General features: G+C 63.3%; 13 protein-coding genes. 12 read left to right on the forward strand and 1 reads right to left on the reverse strand.

The window, feature by feature from the left end; all coding sequences use genetic code 11:
• Nucleotides 1–10 precede the first annotated feature (10 nt).
• Together H4I97_RS20355 and H4I97_RS20360 are read left to right on the forward strand one after the other, a co-directional pair.
• Nucleotides 11–829, forward strand: a complete 819-nt coding sequence (locus H4I97_RS20355; RefSeq protein ID WP_182308782.1) for a type IV toxin-antitoxin system AbiEi family antitoxin domain-containing protein — start codon at nt 11–13, stop codon at nt 827–829.
• Entirely contained in the window at nt 819–1,739 is a 921-nt protein-coding gene (locus tag H4I97_RS20360) for a nucleotidyl transferase AbiEii/AbiGii toxin family protein (protein ID WP_182308784.1), read from the forward strand. Before H4I97_RS20355 ends, H4I97_RS20360 begins: the two co-directional genes overlap by 11 nt.
• 299 nt (nt 1,740–2,038) lie before the next feature.
• On the opposite strand, the gene H4I97_RS20365 is transcribed toward H4I97_RS20360, so the two are convergent.
• A complete protein-coding gene (locus H4I97_RS20365) occupies nt 2,039–3,235 on the reverse strand; it encodes an IS256 family transposase (RefSeq protein ID WP_182309012.1) in 1,197 nt (398 codons plus the stop codon).
• Nucleotides 3,236–3,941: 706 nt separating this feature from the next.
• On the opposite strand from H4I97_RS20365, the gene H4I97_RS20370 reads away from it, so the two are divergent.
• From H4I97_RS20370 to H4I97_RS20415, 10 genes are all read left to right on the forward strand, one after another.
• Nucleotides 3,942–4,316, forward strand: a complete 375-nt coding sequence (locus H4I97_RS20370) for a hypothetical protein (RefSeq protein WP_182308786.1) — start codon at nt 3,942–3,944, stop codon at nt 4,314–4,316.
• A gap of 93 nt (nt 4,317–4,409) precedes the next feature.
• The gene (locus tag H4I97_RS20375; protein ID WP_182308788.1) at nt 4,410–5,981 is read left to right on the forward strand and encodes a phage tail sheath family protein; all 1,572 of its coding nucleotides are present in this window, start codon (nt 4,410–4,412) and stop codon (nt 5,979–5,981) included.
• A 17-nt stretch (nt 5,982–5,998) separates the two neighbouring features.
• On the forward strand, nt 5,999–6,526 hold the full coding sequence (locus tag H4I97_RS20380; RefSeq protein ID WP_148155187.1) for a phage tail protein: 528 nt from the start codon (nt 5,999–6,001) through the stop codon (nt 6,524–6,526).
• Between the two features lie 41 nt (nt 6,527–6,567).
• Nucleotides 6,568–7,248 carry a hypothetical protein gene (locus H4I97_RS20385; RefSeq protein WP_182308790.1) on the forward strand — a complete coding sequence of 227 codons (681 nt, stop codon included), beginning with the start codon at nt 6,568–6,570 and terminating at the stop codon, nt 7,246–7,248.
• Between the two features lie 862 nt (nt 7,249–8,110).
• Nucleotides 8,111–9,376 carry a Pvc16 family protein gene (locus tag H4I97_RS20390; protein ID WP_182308792.1) on the forward strand — a complete coding sequence of 422 codons (1,266 nt, stop codon included), beginning with the start codon at nt 8,111–8,113 and terminating at the stop codon, nt 9,374–9,376.
• A complete protein-coding gene (locus H4I97_RS20395; RefSeq protein ID WP_182308794.1) occupies nt 9,373–11,253 on the forward strand; it encodes an ATP-binding protein in 1,881 nt (626 codons plus the stop codon). The genes H4I97_RS20390 and H4I97_RS20395 overlap by 4 nt, the downstream gene beginning before the upstream one ends.
• Nucleotides 11,250–11,519: a hypothetical protein gene (locus H4I97_RS20400; RefSeq protein WP_182308797.1), complete on the forward strand. Its 270-nt coding sequence runs from the start codon at nt 11,250–11,252 to the stop codon at nt 11,517–11,519. The genes H4I97_RS20395 and H4I97_RS20400 overlap by 4 nt, the downstream gene beginning before the upstream one ends.
• 122 nt (nt 11,520–11,641) lie before the next feature.
• On the forward strand, nt 11,642–13,186 hold the full coding sequence (locus tag H4I97_RS20405) for an eCIS core domain-containing protein (protein ID WP_244658888.1): 1,545 nt from the start codon (nt 11,642–11,644) through the stop codon (nt 13,184–13,186).
• Nucleotides 13,187–13,256: 70 nt separating this feature from the next.
• Complete coding sequence (locus H4I97_RS20410) at nt 13,257–17,006, forward strand: eCIS core domain-containing protein (protein WP_182308799.1); 3,750 nt, start codon at nt 13,257–13,259, stop codon at nt 17,004–17,006.
• Between the two features lie 61 nt (nt 17,007–17,067).
• Nucleotides 17,068–17,715 (forward strand): hypothetical protein, encoded by a 648-nt coding sequence (locus H4I97_RS20415; protein WP_129334619.1) that lies wholly within the window; start codon nt 17,068–17,070, stop codon nt 17,713–17,715.
• Nucleotides 17,716–17,720 lie beyond the last annotated feature (5 nt).

Genomic DNA, 17,720 nt, shown 5'->3' on the forward strand with positions numbered 1-17,720 from the left:
CTTGTGTACCATGAGTACACCAAAAGAAGCCAAGCTAAAGAATGTCTTGGAAGCAGTCCCGGCGGGCTTCGTCGCGGACGCACCTTGGCTAGACAGCCGAGGCATCAGCCGCTTCCTCACGCGAAAGTACGTTGACAGCGGTTGGCTGGAGCGCCTCGAGCGCGGCGTCTTCCGTCGCCCGGCGCCGCAGCCAGCGCCGCTCGACTGGCGGACCTGCCTACTCTCGCTCCAGCACATCATGAGCTACAAGATCCATGCCGGTGGCATCACTGCCCTCGGCGAGCAAGGATATCGCCACTATTTGCCTTTGGGAGCTCCCGCCCCTGTGTGGCTCTATGGCGATGATATCCCGTCATGGGTACCGCGCTTGAGACTCGACGCGCCCCTAATTACCCGCGGCACGTCCCTGTTCACCGATCCAGGTTTAGGCCTCATCGAGAACAAATCTGCCAGCGCTCCTACGACGCCGTGGGGCTGGGCGCTTCGAATGTCGTCACCGGAGCGCGCCTTACTGGAAGCCCTCGACGAACTCCCCGCCCATGAGAGCTTCCACAATCTCGACATGGTATTTCAAGGGTTGGCCACGCTCAGTCCGCGCCGCCTGACGGCGCTGCTACAGAGCTGCCGGAAGATCAAGGTTAGACGCCTGTTCTTCGTGTTCGCCGACCGCCATAAGCATTCTTGGCGCGAACGCCTCAATCCCGATGACTTTGAGCTTGGAGCTGGCGATCGTGCTCTGGTTAAGGGCGGCAAGATCCACCCCCGCTATCGCATCATGGTTCCATCGGAGTTCGTCGAAACCTCAACGGGAGCTGGTGATGGCCCGTGAACCCTATGCCGCCCAGGTCGCGCTGTTGGTGCGGCTTCTCCCCTTTATCGCAGCTGAGAAGGCCTTCGCGCTGAAGGGCGGAACCGCGATCAATCTGTTTTATCGCGACATGCCGCGACTTTCAGTCGATATCGACCTGACTTACTTGCCGGTCCGGGACCGCGCGGAGAGCCTGGCCGAGATCGATGAAGCACTGGACCGCATCACCGCCGCCGCCAACGGCGGCATTGCGGGGCTTGACGCTCGCCGCATTGCCGGCGGCGGTGGCGGCGCCACCCGCATCCGTGCTCGGCTCGCTGGCGCCGACGTCAAGATCGAAACTTCGCCTGTCACACGTGGAGTCGTCCACGAGCCCGAGCTACGGGCTGTCTCGCCCACAGTCGAAGATGAATTCGGGTATGCGTCTATCCAGGTCGTATCGTTCGAAGATCTGTTTGGCGGCAAGCTCCACGCGGCGGTGGATCGCCAGCACCCACGCGATCTCTTTGACGTCAAGCTGCTCTACGACCATGAGGGGCTGACCGACGCGCTGTTCCGTACGTTTCTCGTTTACGTCGCCAGTTCGCCGCGTCCGGCGCACGAACTGCTCTCACCGAGCCTTAGTCCTCTGGACGAACCCTACGCCTTGGAGTTTGTCGGGATGACAACCATCCCAGTCACAATCGATGAGCTCGCGAGGACAAGAGACCAGCTTATCGCGGATATCCGCGCCCGACTTGCTGATAAGGACACGCAGAGGTTTTTGCTGAGCCTTCATGACGGGGCGCCGGATTTTGACGCTATCGGCCTACCGCAGGCAGCCGCACTCCCGGCGGTCCAATGGAAACTCGTGAACCTGCGCAAGCTCATTGCCGAAAATCCCGAAAAGCATGCCGCGCAAAGAGCTGATCTGCTGCAGCTCTTTGCATGAACGACACGAGGAACGGGCAGATCATGAAAATGGAGAGACCTGGAGGTACGACTCCCCAGGAGCATTACCGCGCGAAACCGTAATCGAATTCGACACACTCGTAGGAAGGATTGCTGCGCAGGGTAACAGGTGGCCATCCTCCAACACTTCAAATGCTATCTCGCGGGCGCTTGCGGCAGTACAGCCAACCGCAGCTCGTCCGAGAGCTGGGCGGAGTCTGACCTCAACAGTCGATCGTGTCCCGTGGCGTGGTGTAGGTTCGGCGGTCGCCGTGCCTTCCGGACAGAGCCGGGAATGGATCAGCTTGCCGCTGGCAGGCTGATGAGAGGATCATCGCTCATCGTGGCGATAGTTTCCAGTGTCATGTAGCGGGAACGCTGGACGGCCCATTCGTCGTTCTGTTCGAGCAGCAGCGCACCGACCAGCCTGACGATGGCATCATCGTTGGGAAAGATGCCGACGACTTCTGTGCGCCGCTTGATCTCACCGTTGAGGCGTTCGATCGGGTTTGTCGAACGAAGCTTGGCCCAGTGCTGCCTGGGAAAGGTCATATAGGCGAGCACGTCCTGCTCGGCGCTGTCCATGAGACTGGCGAGTTTGGGGACCTTCGGCCTGATCTGGTCGGCGACATTGCGCCATTGGGCACTTGCGGCCTCCGGTGTATCCTGGGCAAATGCCGTGGCGATGAAGGCGGAGACGACCCGGCGTCCGTTCTTTCCGGCATGGGCCAGGGCATTGCGCATGAAATGAACCCTGCAACGCTGCCAGGTGGCGCAAAGCACCTTGGAAACAGCCGCCTTGATGCCTTCATGGGCATCCGAGACGACCAGCTTGACGCCACGCAATCCCCGCCTGGTCAGCTTGCGTAGGAACTCCGTCCAGATCGCTTCGGCCTCGGATGTGCCGATCTCCATTCCAAGCACTTCGCGTCGGCCGTCGGTGTTCACACCCACCGCGATGATGACCGCGACAGAGACGATGCGCCCGCCGCGCCGGACCTTCAGATAGGTAGCATCGATCCACAGATAGGGCCATTCCCCTTCGATGGGCCTGTCGAGAAAGGCCTTCACCTTGTCGTCGATCTCCTCGCAGAGCCGGGACACCTGGCTCTTGGAGATGCCGCTCATGCCCATGGCCTTGACCAGGTCGTCAACGGAGCGGGTCGATACACCCTGGATATAGGCTTCCTGGATCACCGCCGCCAGGGCCTTCTCGGCCATGCGGCGCGGTTCGAGAAAGCTCGGGAAGTAGCTGCCTGTGCGAAGCTTGGGAATGCGCAGCTCGACGGTGCCAGCACGCGTCTCCCAGTCCCTGTCGCGATAGCCGTTGCGCTGGGCCAGTCGGAAGCCATTCTTCTCGCCATAGCCCGCGCCGGTCTTCGTGCCGACCTCCAGCGCCATCAGCTTCTCGGCAGCAAAGCCGATCATATCCCGCAGCAAATCGGCGTCGGCGCTCTTCTCAACGAGTGAGCGCAGGTTCATCATGTCGTCGGTCATCGGTGGTCTTTCCATCAGGTTGGTCTTCAACAACCCGACCCTACCGGAAAAACACTGGTGACCACCTATACCCTGCTACACCACGCCCTGGGACACGATCGTTCACCACTCCAATCTGATGACTTGGTCAGGGAAAGATCAAGGCTCAAGGCATGGCCTAGGTAGTATCGCCAGCTGATAACCGCATAATGTATCCTCCGACATTAACCAAATCGCTCGGGAAAACCGACCGCGAAGCGATGTAGTGCTGCCGTCGATTGGCGCACCCTAATCTCGCAAGAAGCAACAGAAATCACGAACGTCGCGCGATTCATTCGAAGACTCACGCGACATGCGTTTCCTTGTCAGTCCGGAGAACTCCTATTTATACAATTCAGCCCTAGAATTTATATGAAATTTAGACATAATTACATTGTGTAAAAAGATATTTTTGAATGGATGGATCGGTAACGAAACCAAAAATATCTCAGTTGACATTTCTATAGTTATGTATTTTTATAATTAACCTCTTACGGCCTGAAAGTATCTCAAGCGCCACGTTTCGATGTTCGGCGCGTAAATGACTGGCGACTGCCATAACCACTAGCCAGCGGCTGGACCTTAAAGCGCAAAAATTTTGAACGTGTCTGCGTTGTCTGACACAATTTATGATTGCTCATTTGATTCTTCGACTGATCGCGCAACATTCTTCTTCGAGGTGCCTTTCATGTCTGAAACAATCACTTGGTCCCTAACCGCGGGCGGCACGTCAGGTTCTGCCATCCAGACCAAAGGCGCATCGACGGGCGATGGAATCGTTTCCGTCTCCGTCGATCTCGATGTCGGAGGCGCCGCGCGTGATCTCGCCCTACAGGTCGATACGGTCGACAATGTCGACTTTCTCGCAATCTCGTCCGACCTCCTCGACGGCTCGGTGACGGTGAAGGCGGACGGGGCGAATGCCTCCGCGCTGAGCGGCCCGATCCTCCTGTTCGGAGACGCAGTCAAGCTCTTTGCGGGTGATTTGACCACACTGACAGTCCACAACACATCGGCGGCCAAACCCGCCAAGGTCACCGTTCTGATCGGCCTTACGGTCTGATCTGACGTCATCCGGTTTCGGCGGCCCGGACGGGCCGCCCGATGCGTAGTCCGCTTCTTGCATTCACGATCCGTTTGGGAACAGGAGCCGCGCATGCCCATCTCTCCAACATATCCCGGCGTCTACATTCAAGAGCTCGACTCTGGCGTGCGAACCGTCGCCGGCGTGCCGACCTCGACTACCGCCTTCGTGGGACGAACGAAGAAGGGAGGCGTCGGCGAGCCGACGCCCTGTTTCAACATGGGCGAGTTCAATCGCCGTTTCGGTGGGCTATGGACCGACAGCAATGTCTCCTACGCCGTGGACGATTTCTTCGCCAACGGCGGCGGGCAATGCCTGATCTTACGGCTGTTCGAACAGAACGGTGGCGACGGCTATTCGGGGCTGACGGTAGGCACCCTGATCCTGCGAGCCAAGAGCCCGGGTAGCTGGGGCAACTCGCTGACGGCGAGAATTTCGCACCCCGACGTCGCCGATCCCGAGGGTGCAGCTGCTGCTGCCGCAAAATACGGACTGACCGTGAACGATATCTTCGATCTGGAAATCGTGGACACGGCTACGGATACGCGGGAAGTATTGCGCACCCTGTCGATGAGAAGCGACGCGGGCCAGCGCCGGTTCGACCGGATCCTCGCTGCCCAGAGTAACCTCGTCGAAGCGCCACCTGCGCCGACCTTTTCCAACAGCCGGCCCGCGGATGCGGCCACCGGCACTGCTTCCGGTGGCGACGACGGAACGACCCTGGCCGACGCGACCTATCAAGGTGACCCGGCGCTGAAGACGGGCATGCAGGGGCTGCGCAAGGCGGACATCTTCAACCTGCTCTGCATTCCTCCGGATACCCGTGAGGCCACCTTGCCCAAGGCCGTCAGGGAAACCGCGGCGGCGCTTTGCGCCGAGAGGCGCGCGCTTTACATTGTCGATCCGCCGAACGAATGGGACGCCAATCCAGACACGGCCGCGACGACGGCAAGGAATGCCCAGCTCGACGCCACGGACCAGGTGCTTCCGCTTACCAATGCCCGCAACGCCGCGCTCTATTTTCCGCGGCTTCTCAAACGCGATCCGCTGCGCGGCGGTCAGATCGATGCTTTCGCGCCCTGCGGCGCAGTGGCGGGCGTGATCTCGCGCACCGACGTCAATCGTGGAGTCTTCAAGGCGCCTGCCGGTCTGGCCGCGACGCTGTCCAACACCCAGGGACTGACCGTGAAGCTGACCGACCAGGAGAATGGCCTTCTCAACCCGATCGGCGTCAATTGCCTGCGGTCGTTTCAAAACATCGGCCGCGTTGTCTGGGGCGCACGCACGCTGGCAGGCTCGGACGTGCTGTCGGACGACTACAAATACGTGTCCGTCCGGCGCCTTGCGCTCTTCATCGAAGAAAGCCTGTTCCGTGGCACGCAATGGGTTGTGTTCGAGGGTAATGACGAGCCGCTCTGGGCGCAGATCCGTCTATCGGTGGGCTCGTTCATGCAGCGGCTTTTCCGGCAGGGCGCCTTCCAGGGGGCAAGCCCCAAGGAGGCCTATTTCGTAAAGTGTGACGCCTCGACGACCACGCAGGACGACATCAATCGCGGCATCGTCAACATCGTCGTCGGCTTTGCACCGCTGCAGCCGGCCGAATTCGTCATCATTTCGATCCAGCAGATCCGCAGCGCGTCCTAAAGGGAGGGCGGAGAAAGATGCCACAGTTCACCACGAATGCCGAACGTTTCGACCCCTACAAGACGTACAAGTTCCGTTTGCGTTTGCCGGATGGAGACTACATTGCAGGCGTCAGCAAGTGTTCCGGGCTCAAGCGCTCGACTGAGGTGGTCAAGCACCGCGAAGGCGGTGATCCCTCGACCAGCCGCAAGTCGCCCGGCCAGACCGAATACGAGGCAATCACGCTGGAGCGTGGGGTGACCCATTCCAAGCAGTTCGAGCAGTGGGCCAACAAGGTGTGGAATTATGGGGCAGGTCTCGGGGCGGAGGTGTCGCTCAAGGATTTCCGCAAGGACCTGATACTCGAAATCTACAACGAGGCCGGCCAGATCGTTCTGGCCTACAAGCTCTACCGATGCTGGCCCTCCGAGTTTTCCGCCTTCTCCGACATGGATGCCTCGGCCAGCGCCATTGCGATCCAGACGCTGAAGCTGGAGAACGAAGGATGGGAGCGGGACGAAGATGTGACCGAACCCGAAGAGCCCAGCTTTGAACTTCCGGCCTGACCATGACCCTCGGAGCCCCCTCACGGCTGGACGCGTGCGCGGTGATCGACCTCGCCGACCGCGCGAGCGTGCTGTCGCCGGCTCAATGGTCGGTCGCGCTGCTGCAGGGCGCCTATCCGCAGGCCACGCGCGAGACCCTCTTGGCCCTGCCGATGGGCGCGCGCGACCGGTTGGTCCTGGCGATCCGGGCGCGGCTGAGGTCCGGCCCGCTGAGGGCCGAACCGCTTTGCGAGGCATGTGGCGAGATCTACGAGCTCACGCTCGAGCCCGCCAAGTTCGGGCTGGCGGGCGAGGCGGTGTGGCCCGAGCCGGGTTTTCGCAAGGTGACGATCGGTGCCCATGAGGCAGTCGTGCGCCCGGTCACTCTCGGCGACATTCTTGAGATCGAGAACATAGCCCAGCCTGAAACCGCCGTGCGGATGTTGGCGGCACAGGTTCAAGACGCTGCGGTGGATCTGCCGCTCGATGCGCTTGCCCAGGCACTGGAAGCCATCGATCCCGGTGCGGATGTGTGGCTGGAGACCGTCTGCCCGGAGTGCGGCGCAAGGCAATCCGTGGCGTTCGATTCAGTGCATTTCGTTGCTCACGAGCTGCGGCAGATCTCGCGGCAGATCCTGCGCGACGTCGTGGACATCGCACGGGTCTTTCATTGGTCGGAGGCCGAAATCCTCGCCCTGCCGGAGCATAGGCGGGCCTTCTATGTGGCAGAGGCACTGGCATGAGCGCGTTCCTGACAAACCTTGCCGCGCGCGCCCGTGGCACGCTGCCCCGCCTGGCGCCGCGCCGGCCGGCCCCCTTCGAGACGCTGGGTGACAGGTCCGATCCCTTCGAGAGCGATAGGCTGGTGTCTTCGATCTTCACCGAGGTCCCGGCCGGCACCTCGCGCACCGATGGGGCCGTGCCTCCTGCGCGGGTGTCCGCTCCGGTTCCGGGTCCGACCATGTCCGCCGCAGAAACGGTTCCCAGTTCGGCGCATTCCGCAGCGCCGCCCATCACCCCGGCCACGCCGGCGCCGGCAACACCGGCGCGCCGGATGGTGCCTGCGTCTCGCACCGCAACGGTTGCCCCGGCCGCCCCTGCCAGGACACGGGTGGTCACGCCGCCGGTGGCGATATCGCCGCAAACCGTCTTGACCGCCGAGGCATCCCCAGTCTCGCACGCCGCCGTTTCGCCGCCCATTGTGCGATCCGCTCCGGCGGCGGTGATTCCTCCCGTCACCATTGGAGACGCCCTTCCAGACATACCCGGCGAACGGGCTCGGGCGGACCCCGAACCGGCTGCGTCCCGTGTGGCTCCCGATGCTCACCCGGCATCGCGATCGTCAATTGTTGCGGTGGTTGCGGTGCCGGAAGCCCCCGCGCCGCTGCTTCCGCGCGAGGATAACGCGTCGAGGAAGGCAGGGCAGATCCCGCGAGGCGAGAACGCCTCCCGAGCTGCACAGCCACGACAACCGCCCCAGGTCGAGATCCGCATCGGTACGATCGAAGTGGTGGTGGATCCGCCGCGGACCACGCACCCGGCCCCGGCATCGACCCACGGCCGGGGAATCAGCCTGGATGACTTTCTCGACGGGAGAGGTGGGCGATGAGCAATCCACTGGCCATATCCGCCGTCAGTGCAGCCTTTCTCCGGCGTATCCTGTCGGCGGCCAATGCCGCGGTGCCAAGTGCCAAGGTGCGATTGGGCGCGCCTACGGCCAAGCTTGCCGAAGACGCCGCGCCGCTGGTCAATCTTCATCTCTACCGGGTCGAGCCCAATGCTGCGCATGCCAACGACCATCTACCGACGCGCGGCGCCGCCGGCCGGATGCGCGGCCCCAGCAAGCTGGCGCTGAATCTGCATTATGTCATGAGCTTCTACGGCAATCACGATGCGTTCGAGCCGGATCTGATGCTCGGCGAGGTGATGCTGGCGCTGGAGCATGAGCCTCTGCTCAGCAAGACCACGATCCGCAACGCCATCGACGACAACGACGAGCTGGAAGATAGCGATCTGGAAGCGGCGTTGGCGCGGCTGCGGGTGACGCGCCAGCTGATGACGATCGATGATTTCTCGAAGATCTGGTCGATCTTCTATCAGGTCCCCTATGCGCTGTCGCTCTCCTACGAGGTCAGCCATGTGGTGATCGAGACCTCCGACATGCCACCGGTTCCGACGCCGGTCGCGCATCCAGGGCTCTGGGTCTCGCCGATTTCAACGCTTCGGCTCGATACGGCGGGCAGCGCGCCTGGCAGTATCATCCCGCCGGTCTGGGGCGGTGCTCTCCATGTCGCGGGCAGGGGCCTGGCCGAGCCGGGGCTCGAGCTGGAAGTGGACGGTGACGGCCTTGTTATGGGCGGGGTGAAGCAATCGGAGACGGCGCTGACGGTGCCGCTGAATGCGGCCACGTTCGCAGGAGCGGAGCTTGCCGTTGGCGTCCACAGACTTCAGGCGGTCGCGCCAAAGTTCAGCCCCGATCAGCCGGATCATCTGCGCGCACGTTCCAACGCCCTGGCTTTCGCCATCAGCCCGGCCATTGTCGTCGGCGCGATCACCGCGCCGCCCGGTGGATCCACGGCGACCGGTACGGTCGATATAGGGTTTACGCCGTCGATCCGGTCGGATCAGGCGGTCCGGTTGCTTCTCGATGCCCGCAACCCGGCATCGCCGGCACAGGTCATTCTGCCCGGCCGCGACCCGGCGGAGGGCGGGCCAGATGCTGCCTCGCTCACGTTCTCCTTCACCAACCTGCGGCGTGCTGACTATCTGGTTCGGGCTGACGTCGAGGGGCTTTTAAGCCCGGTTGCGCTCGACAGCACCGCGGGCAGCCCGACCTATGGCCAGATCATCGGCCCGGAGCTTTCGCTGTGAGCCGCGCCGAACATATGGCGTCCGTGGCCGACGCCTTCCCGGTCGTCCGGGCCTGGCTCGAACACGGCCCGGTCGCCGAGACGCAGCCGCCGCGCACCGCTGCCTGTGAGCTGGCCGAGACCTTCCGGCTGGATGAGTTCGGACGCAATATCCTGCTCTTGTGCGCCTACGTCACCCTGGAGCCAGACGGACGTGAGGTCGTCGCGCGACTGCTTGACGATCCTATGATCTCCGCTCCAACACTGTCGCTGGCGTTGACGCGTCTGCCGGGCGCGCATTGGCAGGGGCTGTCGGCCGAAGCGCCACTGCGCCGGTCGGGACTGGTCCGGATCGAGGGCAATGGCTCGCTTGTCGATGCGCGCCTGCGCCTTGCCGACACCGTGCTGCTGCGCCTTCTCGGTGCACCGTCGCTGGAGGCGGCGGCGTCCGCCGTGCTGCGCCGCATCCCCCGGCCCCTGTCCTTGGCACCCAACCGCGCCACGCTGGCCCGCGAGATCGGCTGCCGTCTGTCCCTGCTGGACACACCGGTGTTGCACCTGACCGGAGGTGACCCCGAGGGCAAGCTTTGCGCCTTTGCCGAAGCCGCGGCCGGGATCAACGCCATCACCTATGCGCTGAACTCCCAGCTTCTGCCACAGATGCCCACCGAATTGGTGGACTTCGCTGCCGGACTGACGCGGGATATGACGCTTTGTGCCGCGCGGCTGGTGCTGGTGCACGACGACATGGGCGAGACACGGACCGCTCAGCTTTTTGCCGAAACCTATGGCGGGCCGCTGGCCATCGCGTCGGTCGAGCCGATGCGGGTCGGTCACAGATTGGCGCTCCGCCTGGAGATGCCGCGCCTGAAGGCGTCCGAGCAGCTTGACGTGTGGTACAGCGTTCTGGGAGATGACGACGCCGATCTCGTCCCGGCCCTGCCGCGCCTTGCCGGCACCTTTTGCGTGGCTCCGGAAGCTGCGCGCGCCGTCGCCGCCGAAATGTCGCTGGAGAGCAATCGCGATCCGAAACATCTGGCGGCTCGTGCCTGGGAGGCCTGCCGCCGCGCCGCGCGGCCGCGAATGGACGACCTCGCCCATCGTGTGGCCTCGTCCGCCGAGTGGGACGATCTGATCCTGCCGCGGCGACAGAAGGATGTGCTCGAAAGCATCATCGCCCAGGTGCGCAACCGCACACAGGTCTATGAAGACTGGGGCTTCGGCGTGCGCCTCCAGAACAAGGGTCTCGGGGTCTCGGCGCTGTTTTCGGGCCCGTCGGGCGCGGGCAAGTCGATGGCGGGTGAGGTCATTGGCAATGCTCTCAACCTCGATGTCTACCGCGTCGACCTTTCGGCGATGGTGTCGAAATGGGTCGGCGAGACCGAGAAGAACCTGCGCCGCGTCTTCGATGCGGCCGAGGACGGCGGGGTGATCCTGCAATTCGACGAGGCTGATGCGCTGTTCGGTCGGCGGTCCGAGGTCAAGGACAGCCACGACCGTCACGCCAATATCGAGGTGAGCTACCTGCTGCAGCGGCTCGAGGCCTATCGCGGGCTCTGCATCCTGACCACCAACATGCGCGACAACATCGACGAGGCCTTCCTGCGCCGCTTGCGCTTCATCGTCGATTTCCGCTTTCCCAACCTGGCCGAGCGCCGTGCGATCTGGACGCGGATCTTTCCCGACGCCCAGCCTCGGGAGCAACTGGATTACGACAAGCTGGCGCAGCTCAACCTGGCCGGCGGATCGATTCGCAACATCGCGCTCGGCGCGGCCTTCCTGGCGGCGGACCGAGGTTGTGCACTGTCGATGGCTGAGATCCTGCAGGCGGCACAGCTCGAATACGACAAGGTCGGCCGGTCGATGACCGATGCCGAGCGCGCGGGGTGGCTGCAATGACTGCCGGGCCACGGATCATTCTCAACATCGACCGGCTTCGCGTTCATGGCGTATGCGCAGGCGACGCGGCCGCATTGGCCGAAGGACTGAGGACGGCCCTTGTCGCGCAGCTTGGCGCCAATGCCGGCGCGTTGGCCGGGCAGGGTGGTACCGATCACCTGCGTTTGACCGTGCCGCAACATGCGGGGCACGGGCCTGCCGCGCTCGGGCGCCTGGCCGGCCACAAGATCGCCGGAGCGCTCACCCGCCCGAAAGGAGGTGGCTGATGTCCCTGCACGCTGCTCTCCGTGCCCGACGCTCGATGTCCCGCGCCGCACGCAACCGCGGTGGCTCGACTGGGTCCGAATCCAAGATGCGGCTGCCCGGATCGCTCGGCGCGGTGCCCGGGGTGCTTCAGCGCAAGCCCGTGGTCGGTCCGGCAGATGACGCCTATGAGCGCGAGGCCGACCGGGTCGCAGGCACGGTCGCAATGGGTGGCTCCGCAGGGGCCGTCACGCCACTGACCGCCGCTTCGGTGCAGCGGGAAGGCGGTGGGGCTGGGCGCAGGACTGGGGCCGGCGCATCCGGCGCTGCCACGGCGGCCACGGCGGTCTCTTCGGGCGGGCGTGCGCTAAGCGCCGCCGAAGCCAGCTTCTTCGCACCACGTTTCCGGCAGGACCTGTCCCATGTGCGCGTCCATGAGGGACCGCAGGTCGATCAGGCCGCGGCCGCCATCGGCGCGCGCGCGTATACCCTCGGAAACGACATTGCGTTCGCCAAGGGCGAGTACAACCCCGGAACCGCTGAGGGCCGTCGCCTGATGGCGCACGAGTTGACGCATACCCTGCAGCAGACCGCCGGCGAACAAACCATCCGATGCGCTCCCGATGGCGAGCGGAAGGCGACCGACTTCAAGAAAGTCACAATGGTCTTCGACGGCGAGGAACTGATCGTTTACGGCGATGGCGAGGAAATCATGCGCTACGACGGCGATTCCGGTCGGCCGATCAAGATCACCGAGGAGGATGCAAAAGCCTGCGGCGCAGATGCCGATGTTGACACCTATCTGAATGATAGGCGTTTCACCGGCATCAAGGACAAGGGGCCGATTCCCGAGGGCGTCTATACCTTGTCGCCGCCGGGCATCACCGAGTTTTCAACCGGGGAGCAATTGGACCTTCTGTTTAGTGGCATCGTCGGCGCCATGAACGTCACGGTCCAGGGGCAGAGCATTCATTCCGGCGACTGGGGGGCAGGGCGGGTGCACCTCAACCCCGTCGCGGTCAGGCAGGGACCATGCGGCAACGCCAAAGGACGAAGCGCGTTCTTCTTGCATGGCGGGCTGTTACGCGGCAGCTCGGGCTGCATCGACATCCAGACGAGCTTCGATGACCTGGCTGCCTTCCTCAGCGGTTACAGAAGGCCGGTCACGCTCAAGGTTGAATATACCGATCCGGCGACCAGGGTCGGGTTCTGGACCGGGCTCGGCGGCGCGCTCGCCTATCAGGGATTCCATTTCACCAGTCAGGGCACGGGTTTGGTCGGTGCCGAGGTGGCGGGCGACAGGCCGAGTTTCGTCGCCTCGCTACAATACAATGCACTGCTGGACTGGGCTGGCGGTGCCCTGACGGCCGGCGTTCATGTGGATGTGCCGGTTGACGACCGCGACGCCTTTATCCGCGCCGGGCTGCGTGGCGGCGCAGAATTCCGCGTCTACCGGTCCCTTTACGGACGGATCTTCGGTGGCGGTTACTACGAATCCTCGCGCGGCGATCTTCCGGCCGGGTTCGGCCTCCAGACCGGCGGCGGGCTCGGTTATGACTTCGGACCAGTACAGATGGAGGCCCTCTACAATTTCCTGGCGCCTTTGGGCGAGGAGGATGCGGCCACGGCCGGCCGACCGGAACGCCAAAGGGCGCACCAGGTCCTGACCGGGATCGGTTTCGAATGGTAGGCCGGGGCGACATAGGGCGATCCGCGCCCGTGATCACCCGCGGCATCAGGTTCGCTGCCGGAGTGCTGCCATGTCCGTGAGCGTCGCCCAGGCCGCCAAGCCGCCCGCCTTTGCCGTCGCGACACCGACGCAACGCAAGGTCGAGCCGTCGCCGGACAAGGAGGAAGCGCCCCGTCGACTTCTCTCCTCGCTGTCTTCCGTTCCGGTGGTTCGGCGCGTCTGCGCCGAATGCAGCAGGGAGGATGACGAGCACAAGATGCCGGTCATGCCGAAGCTTGAGGTTGGACCGGTGGATGACCCGTTCGAGCGCGAGGCGGACGACATCGCCGGACGCGTGATGGCAATGCGCGGGCCGCAAGCCGTTCAACGGGCCGAGATCGCCGCAGAGACGCCGGACGTCATGACCCGCCGCATCAGGCGGAAATGCTCGGCCTGCGGAGGCGACGAGACGGAGGTGATGGCGCGCAGATCGGCAGTTCAACGCAAATGCGCCGCCTGCAGCGCCGCCGACGAGGAGATGCCGGTCATGCCGCGCCGGGCGGGCGCGACGGTCCAGCGCGCGCCCGCGCCCCTGCTTGAGCGTGAGACCTTACACGATTTGGCCGAGATGCCGCGGATGCGGCCCGGAGGCGATGTGGGCACCGAGCACATTGCGGCCTCGGCCAGTCAGCTTGAGTCCGGTGGCAGCGCCCTCTCGCCGCAAACCCGCGACTTCTTTGAAAGCCGCATGGGTCGTGACCTCTCGGCCGTGCGCGTCCATCAGGGCGGCGCTTCGGATGCGCTGAACGACAGCATCTCTTCCCGCGCGTTTACCTTCCGCAATCACGTCTGGCTGGGGCGTGACGAAACGGAGACGCCGTCCTTCACCATGGCGCACGAGTTGGCGCACGTGCTGCAACAGACCCAGCCGGGCGAGGTGAAGCCCAAGGTGCGCCGGGTACCCTCCGAAATCATCAGCGAAACGCTCTATTTCGGAGAAGATCCCAACAAGGCCACCAGCACCCACGACCTTGTCGTTGCCGACGCAGTCAAGAAGAATGCCAAACTCATGGGCGAGGTCGCGGTGCCAAACGCGCAGCGCGACAAGGGCGCTGTGGAAGACGGCTTCGGCTATGCGGACCTCGTTCTCTCGGATCCCAACAAGCTCTGGGGCCTTCGGTTCGCGCCTTACACCGGTACAGGCACCGTTTCAGGTGCTGGAGCCGGCGCCCAGACCGCGCTGCCGTGGTATGTCGTGTCGGACGGCGGCAAGAACATCGTACCTAAGAGCCTAGGTTATCACGCAAAAAAACAACTCCACATCGGCGGAACCGCCCTGAGGCCAGGCGCAGGTTATGAAAAATACAGCAGCGAATCGAGTCCGCGCTGGGCCACCACCGACTTCATCCGGTCCGCCATTGATGCGCCGGCCGGCTACGAGATTGGCGACGTGAAATTCGCCGGTGACAGGGATCGCACGAGCGGCGCGGAAAAGCAGGTCGGCGATTACGCTACCGGGTTCAATGCGGCCGCCCGACACTACAACAAGGTGGTGGAACAGAGCGAGGCCGTGAAGAACGGCACCGCTGCCGGTTCCTGGACCGGGTCGTCGCGGAGCAACTCGCTGGCCAAGACCAAATTCACCGCAGCAAAGATGACCAGCTCGGCCAGCACCGGCGATTTCATCCCTCTGGAAACCGCATTGAAGCTGCGCCTCAGCAAGTACAGCAAGACGATCCTGGGAAACGACAAGTACGAAAACGTCACCGGTTTTACCTATACCGGGAAGTCCTATTACCGGCAGAAGAGCGGGTCCAAGTTCCTTTGGGAGTACGTGTTCTGGCCGGATGAGATCAAGGAGCAGGACGACAGTACAGCGCGGTCCAACCGGCGCGACAAGCTGACAAATGCGAGCCAGACGCTGTATGACCAGATGATCTCTTCGCCGACGGGCAAGAAGGTGATGCCACTGCGCCATGCAGATGCCCGCGTTCAGCCCAAGAAGCCGAAAAAGCCGCTGCCGCCGAAGGAGGATCCGTTCCAGGCACAATACAACACCTGGAAGGAGAAGCAGAAGACCTTCACCAGGACCTTCGCCGACTACACCAACATCAAGACCGGGAGCGGGAAGGCCGATATCGCCAAGCTGGCCTTCGATACGGCGATCCAGAACACCGTCAAGCTGCTTGGGGGCACGGGGCCGGACGGATCGCGGCCTGTGCAGAACACGGCCGAACTGACCAAGGCGCAAACCGAGTTCAACCGTGCCGAGCTGATGGAAGGACGCTCGGGACGGATGCTCGGGGCCATGCGCAAGACCTTCGGCGCGACGTTCATCAAGGCGATCAACATCTACGAGCGGCTGAAAACCAAGTTCGAAGCGTTTTTGAAGGGTGCGAAAAAGCGAACCAGCGGTGGGAGGATCGGCAAGGCGATCATGAAGGTCGGAGGGGTGATCTTCGGGGCCATTATCAAGGTCATGCTGCCACAGGTCGGCGCCTATCTCGTCGATTGCGTCGAGGAGGGGTTCAAGTCGCTGCTGAAGTCGATGATCGGCACGGACTTCAGCAAGTACACCGATACGGTCGAAGGCGAGATCATCAAGAAATACAAGGAAATCGCGGGAAGGATCGAGGCCAAGGTCGAGGAGGCGGCCGAGGCGATCAAGACGCGCTTCGGCAGCATTTATGAAGCAGTGATGGACACCTGGGAAACGGCCAAGACACTGCTGAGCATTGCGCGGCATGTGTTCAATGTCGCCCGCATCGCCTCCTGCGCCGCCGGCGGGCTCGAGACAGTGGGGATTTCCTGCGTTGTTGCCGGTGTCGACTACATCCTTTCGCTCTTCGACGTCTCGCCGAGTGAGTATCTTCTGTCACATCTGCTCGGCTCCTGTGTCGCGCAGGACCTGATCAAGGAATTCATCCTCGGTCGGGCGATCATCCAGAACCTGCCGAAGGAGATCGCCGAGACGATCCGTAAGCACGTCAAGGAACTCCTGCCGCCAGAGGTCCAACCTCTGCTTTGCGATCATATCGGCGATGCGCCAGATCTGCCTGATGCGACCGAGGTTCCATGCGAGGACATCGAGAATCCGGGCAGCGGACGCGGCGGCAGCGATCTGTCCAAGCCGCCGCCGGACTTCCCGCCCGGCATGAACGAGCGCCGCGCGACCGAGAAGGAAATCCGCGATCACGGCCGTCTGGGTGGCGGGGTTGTCGACAGCTCCGGCAAGGTCGACCGCAGCAAGCTGCCGGAAGAGTTCCGCAAGCTGCTCGAACCCGAAGCGCCTCCGCCTCCAGGCACCCCCGAAGTCTGGGATCCGCCTGCCAACACCAGTCCGCCGACGGCTAGAACCAGCCCACCGGCTGGCAAGCAAGCTACTCCCGATGCGGCGCCCCACGACCAGGAGAAGGACAAACCGGCGGACAAGGCGCCAGGGCAAGCGCCGGGGAGCGGATCGACCGGCGGAAGCGGAGCTCAGGGCGGGTCCGGCGGGCAGTCGGACCAGTCCATCCGCCGTGGGAAGATCGACGGTCCGACCGATATGGTAACGGCCTATCACACCATCCTGCCTGGACCTAGCGGTGGATTCGCGCCAGGGCGGGGCAATGCCAAGACCCTGTTTAGCGTCTACCTCTACGTCCAGCTGTCGGACATGCGGACCTTCGGGCCACTGCCGATCCGGATCAAGGTCATCGAGGTGGGGCGTCTCAAATCGGGCGACTGGATCAAATACCTGCCGGACGGCCCCTATGTCCTGACGAAGAACGGTCAGGAAATCGAGATCGACCCGGCGGGCCACGATTGGATCATTGCAAAGCTGAGTGCTGACCGATGAGAAGGATCCCAAAAATGCATCTCTGTGATTTCACGGCCGGCGTGCCGGATCGGAGCCAGCGATGACCGGTCTCACCATCTCCCCGCAGGTCCAGAAGGGCGCGCTCGTCGGGCTCGACCTCTTCAATCCGCTCTCGTCGGTGGCGATCTTCCAGTACAACCCCGACCAGATCACCCGGTCGATCGCGCCGAACTATAGCCAGGCTGGTGGCGGCAAGGCCGAGCCGTTGCGCTTGGCCGGACCTCCCGCCGAGACGATAAGCGCGAATCTCAAAATGGACCTGATCGACCAAATGGAAGAGGGCGAAAACGGACCGCTAGGCGGCGGCATTTCGGGTTACCTCGCGGCGCTCGAGATGATGGTCTACCCCAAGACCATCGCCGTCGCGATCAACCAGGCGCTGATGCTGGCGGGAACCATGGAGGTGGTACCGCCCGCCGCGCCGCTGACGCTCTTCATATACGGCTGGAAGCGGGTGGTGCCGGTCAAGATCGAAAGCCTGTCGATCACCGAGACCGCACACGACCCGGCGCTGAACCCGATCCGCGCCGATGTCGCGATCTCGATGAAGGTGCTGACCTACAACGATCTGTCGATGACCAATCCCGGCTATTGGGCCTTCCTGACCCATCAGGTCGTCAAGGAGACGCTCGCCACGGTCGCGAGCGTCAACAACATCGCCGATGTGGCGGGCAATCTGGATTTCTGAGAGGA

It is taken from the genome of Ciceribacter thiooxidans, assembly GCF_014126615.1.
Lineage (GTDB): Bacteria > Pseudomonadota > Alphaproteobacteria > Rhizobiales > Rhizobiaceae > Allorhizobium > Allorhizobium thiooxidans.

Bases quoted from the DNA above. Each gene is read 5' to 3' on its own strand.
- H4I97_RS20370 (WP_182308786.1), top strand. From the start codon at position 3,942: ATGTCTGAAACAATCACTTGGTCCCTAACCGCGGGCGGCACGTCAGGT.
- H4I97_RS20355 (WP_182308782.1), top strand. From the start codon at position 11: ATGAGTACACCAAAAGAAGCCAAGCTAAAGAATGTCTTGGAAGCAGTC.
- H4I97_RS20380 (WP_148155187.1), top strand. From the start codon at position 5,999: ATGCCACAGTTCACCACGAATGCCGAACGTTTCGACCCCTACAAGACG.
- H4I97_RS20410 (WP_182308799.1), top strand. From the start codon at position 13,257: ATGTCCGTGAGCGTCGCCCAGGCCGCCAAGCCGCCCGCCTTTGCCGTC.
- H4I97_RS20365 (WP_182309012.1), bottom strand. From the start codon at position 3,235: ATGACCGACGACATGATGAACCTGCGCTCACTCGTTGAGAAGAGCGCC.
- H4I97_RS20375 (WP_182308788.1), top strand. From the start codon at position 4,410: ATGCCCATCTCTCCAACATATCCCGGCGTCTACATTCAAGAGCTCGAC.
- H4I97_RS20390 (WP_182308792.1), top strand. From the start codon at position 8,111: ATGAGCAATCCACTGGCCATATCCGCCGTCAGTGCAGCCTTTCTCCGG.
- H4I97_RS20415 (WP_129334619.1), top strand. From the start codon at position 17,068: ATGACCGGTCTCACCATCTCCCCGCAGGTCCAGAAGGGCGCGCTCGTC.
- H4I97_RS20400 (WP_182308797.1), top strand. From the start codon at position 11,250: ATGACTGCCGGGCCACGGATCATTCTCAACATCGACCGGCTTCGCGTT.
- H4I97_RS20360 (WP_182308784.1), top strand. From the start codon at position 819: ATGGCCCGTGAACCCTATGCCGCCCAGGTCGCGCTGTTGGTGCGGCTT.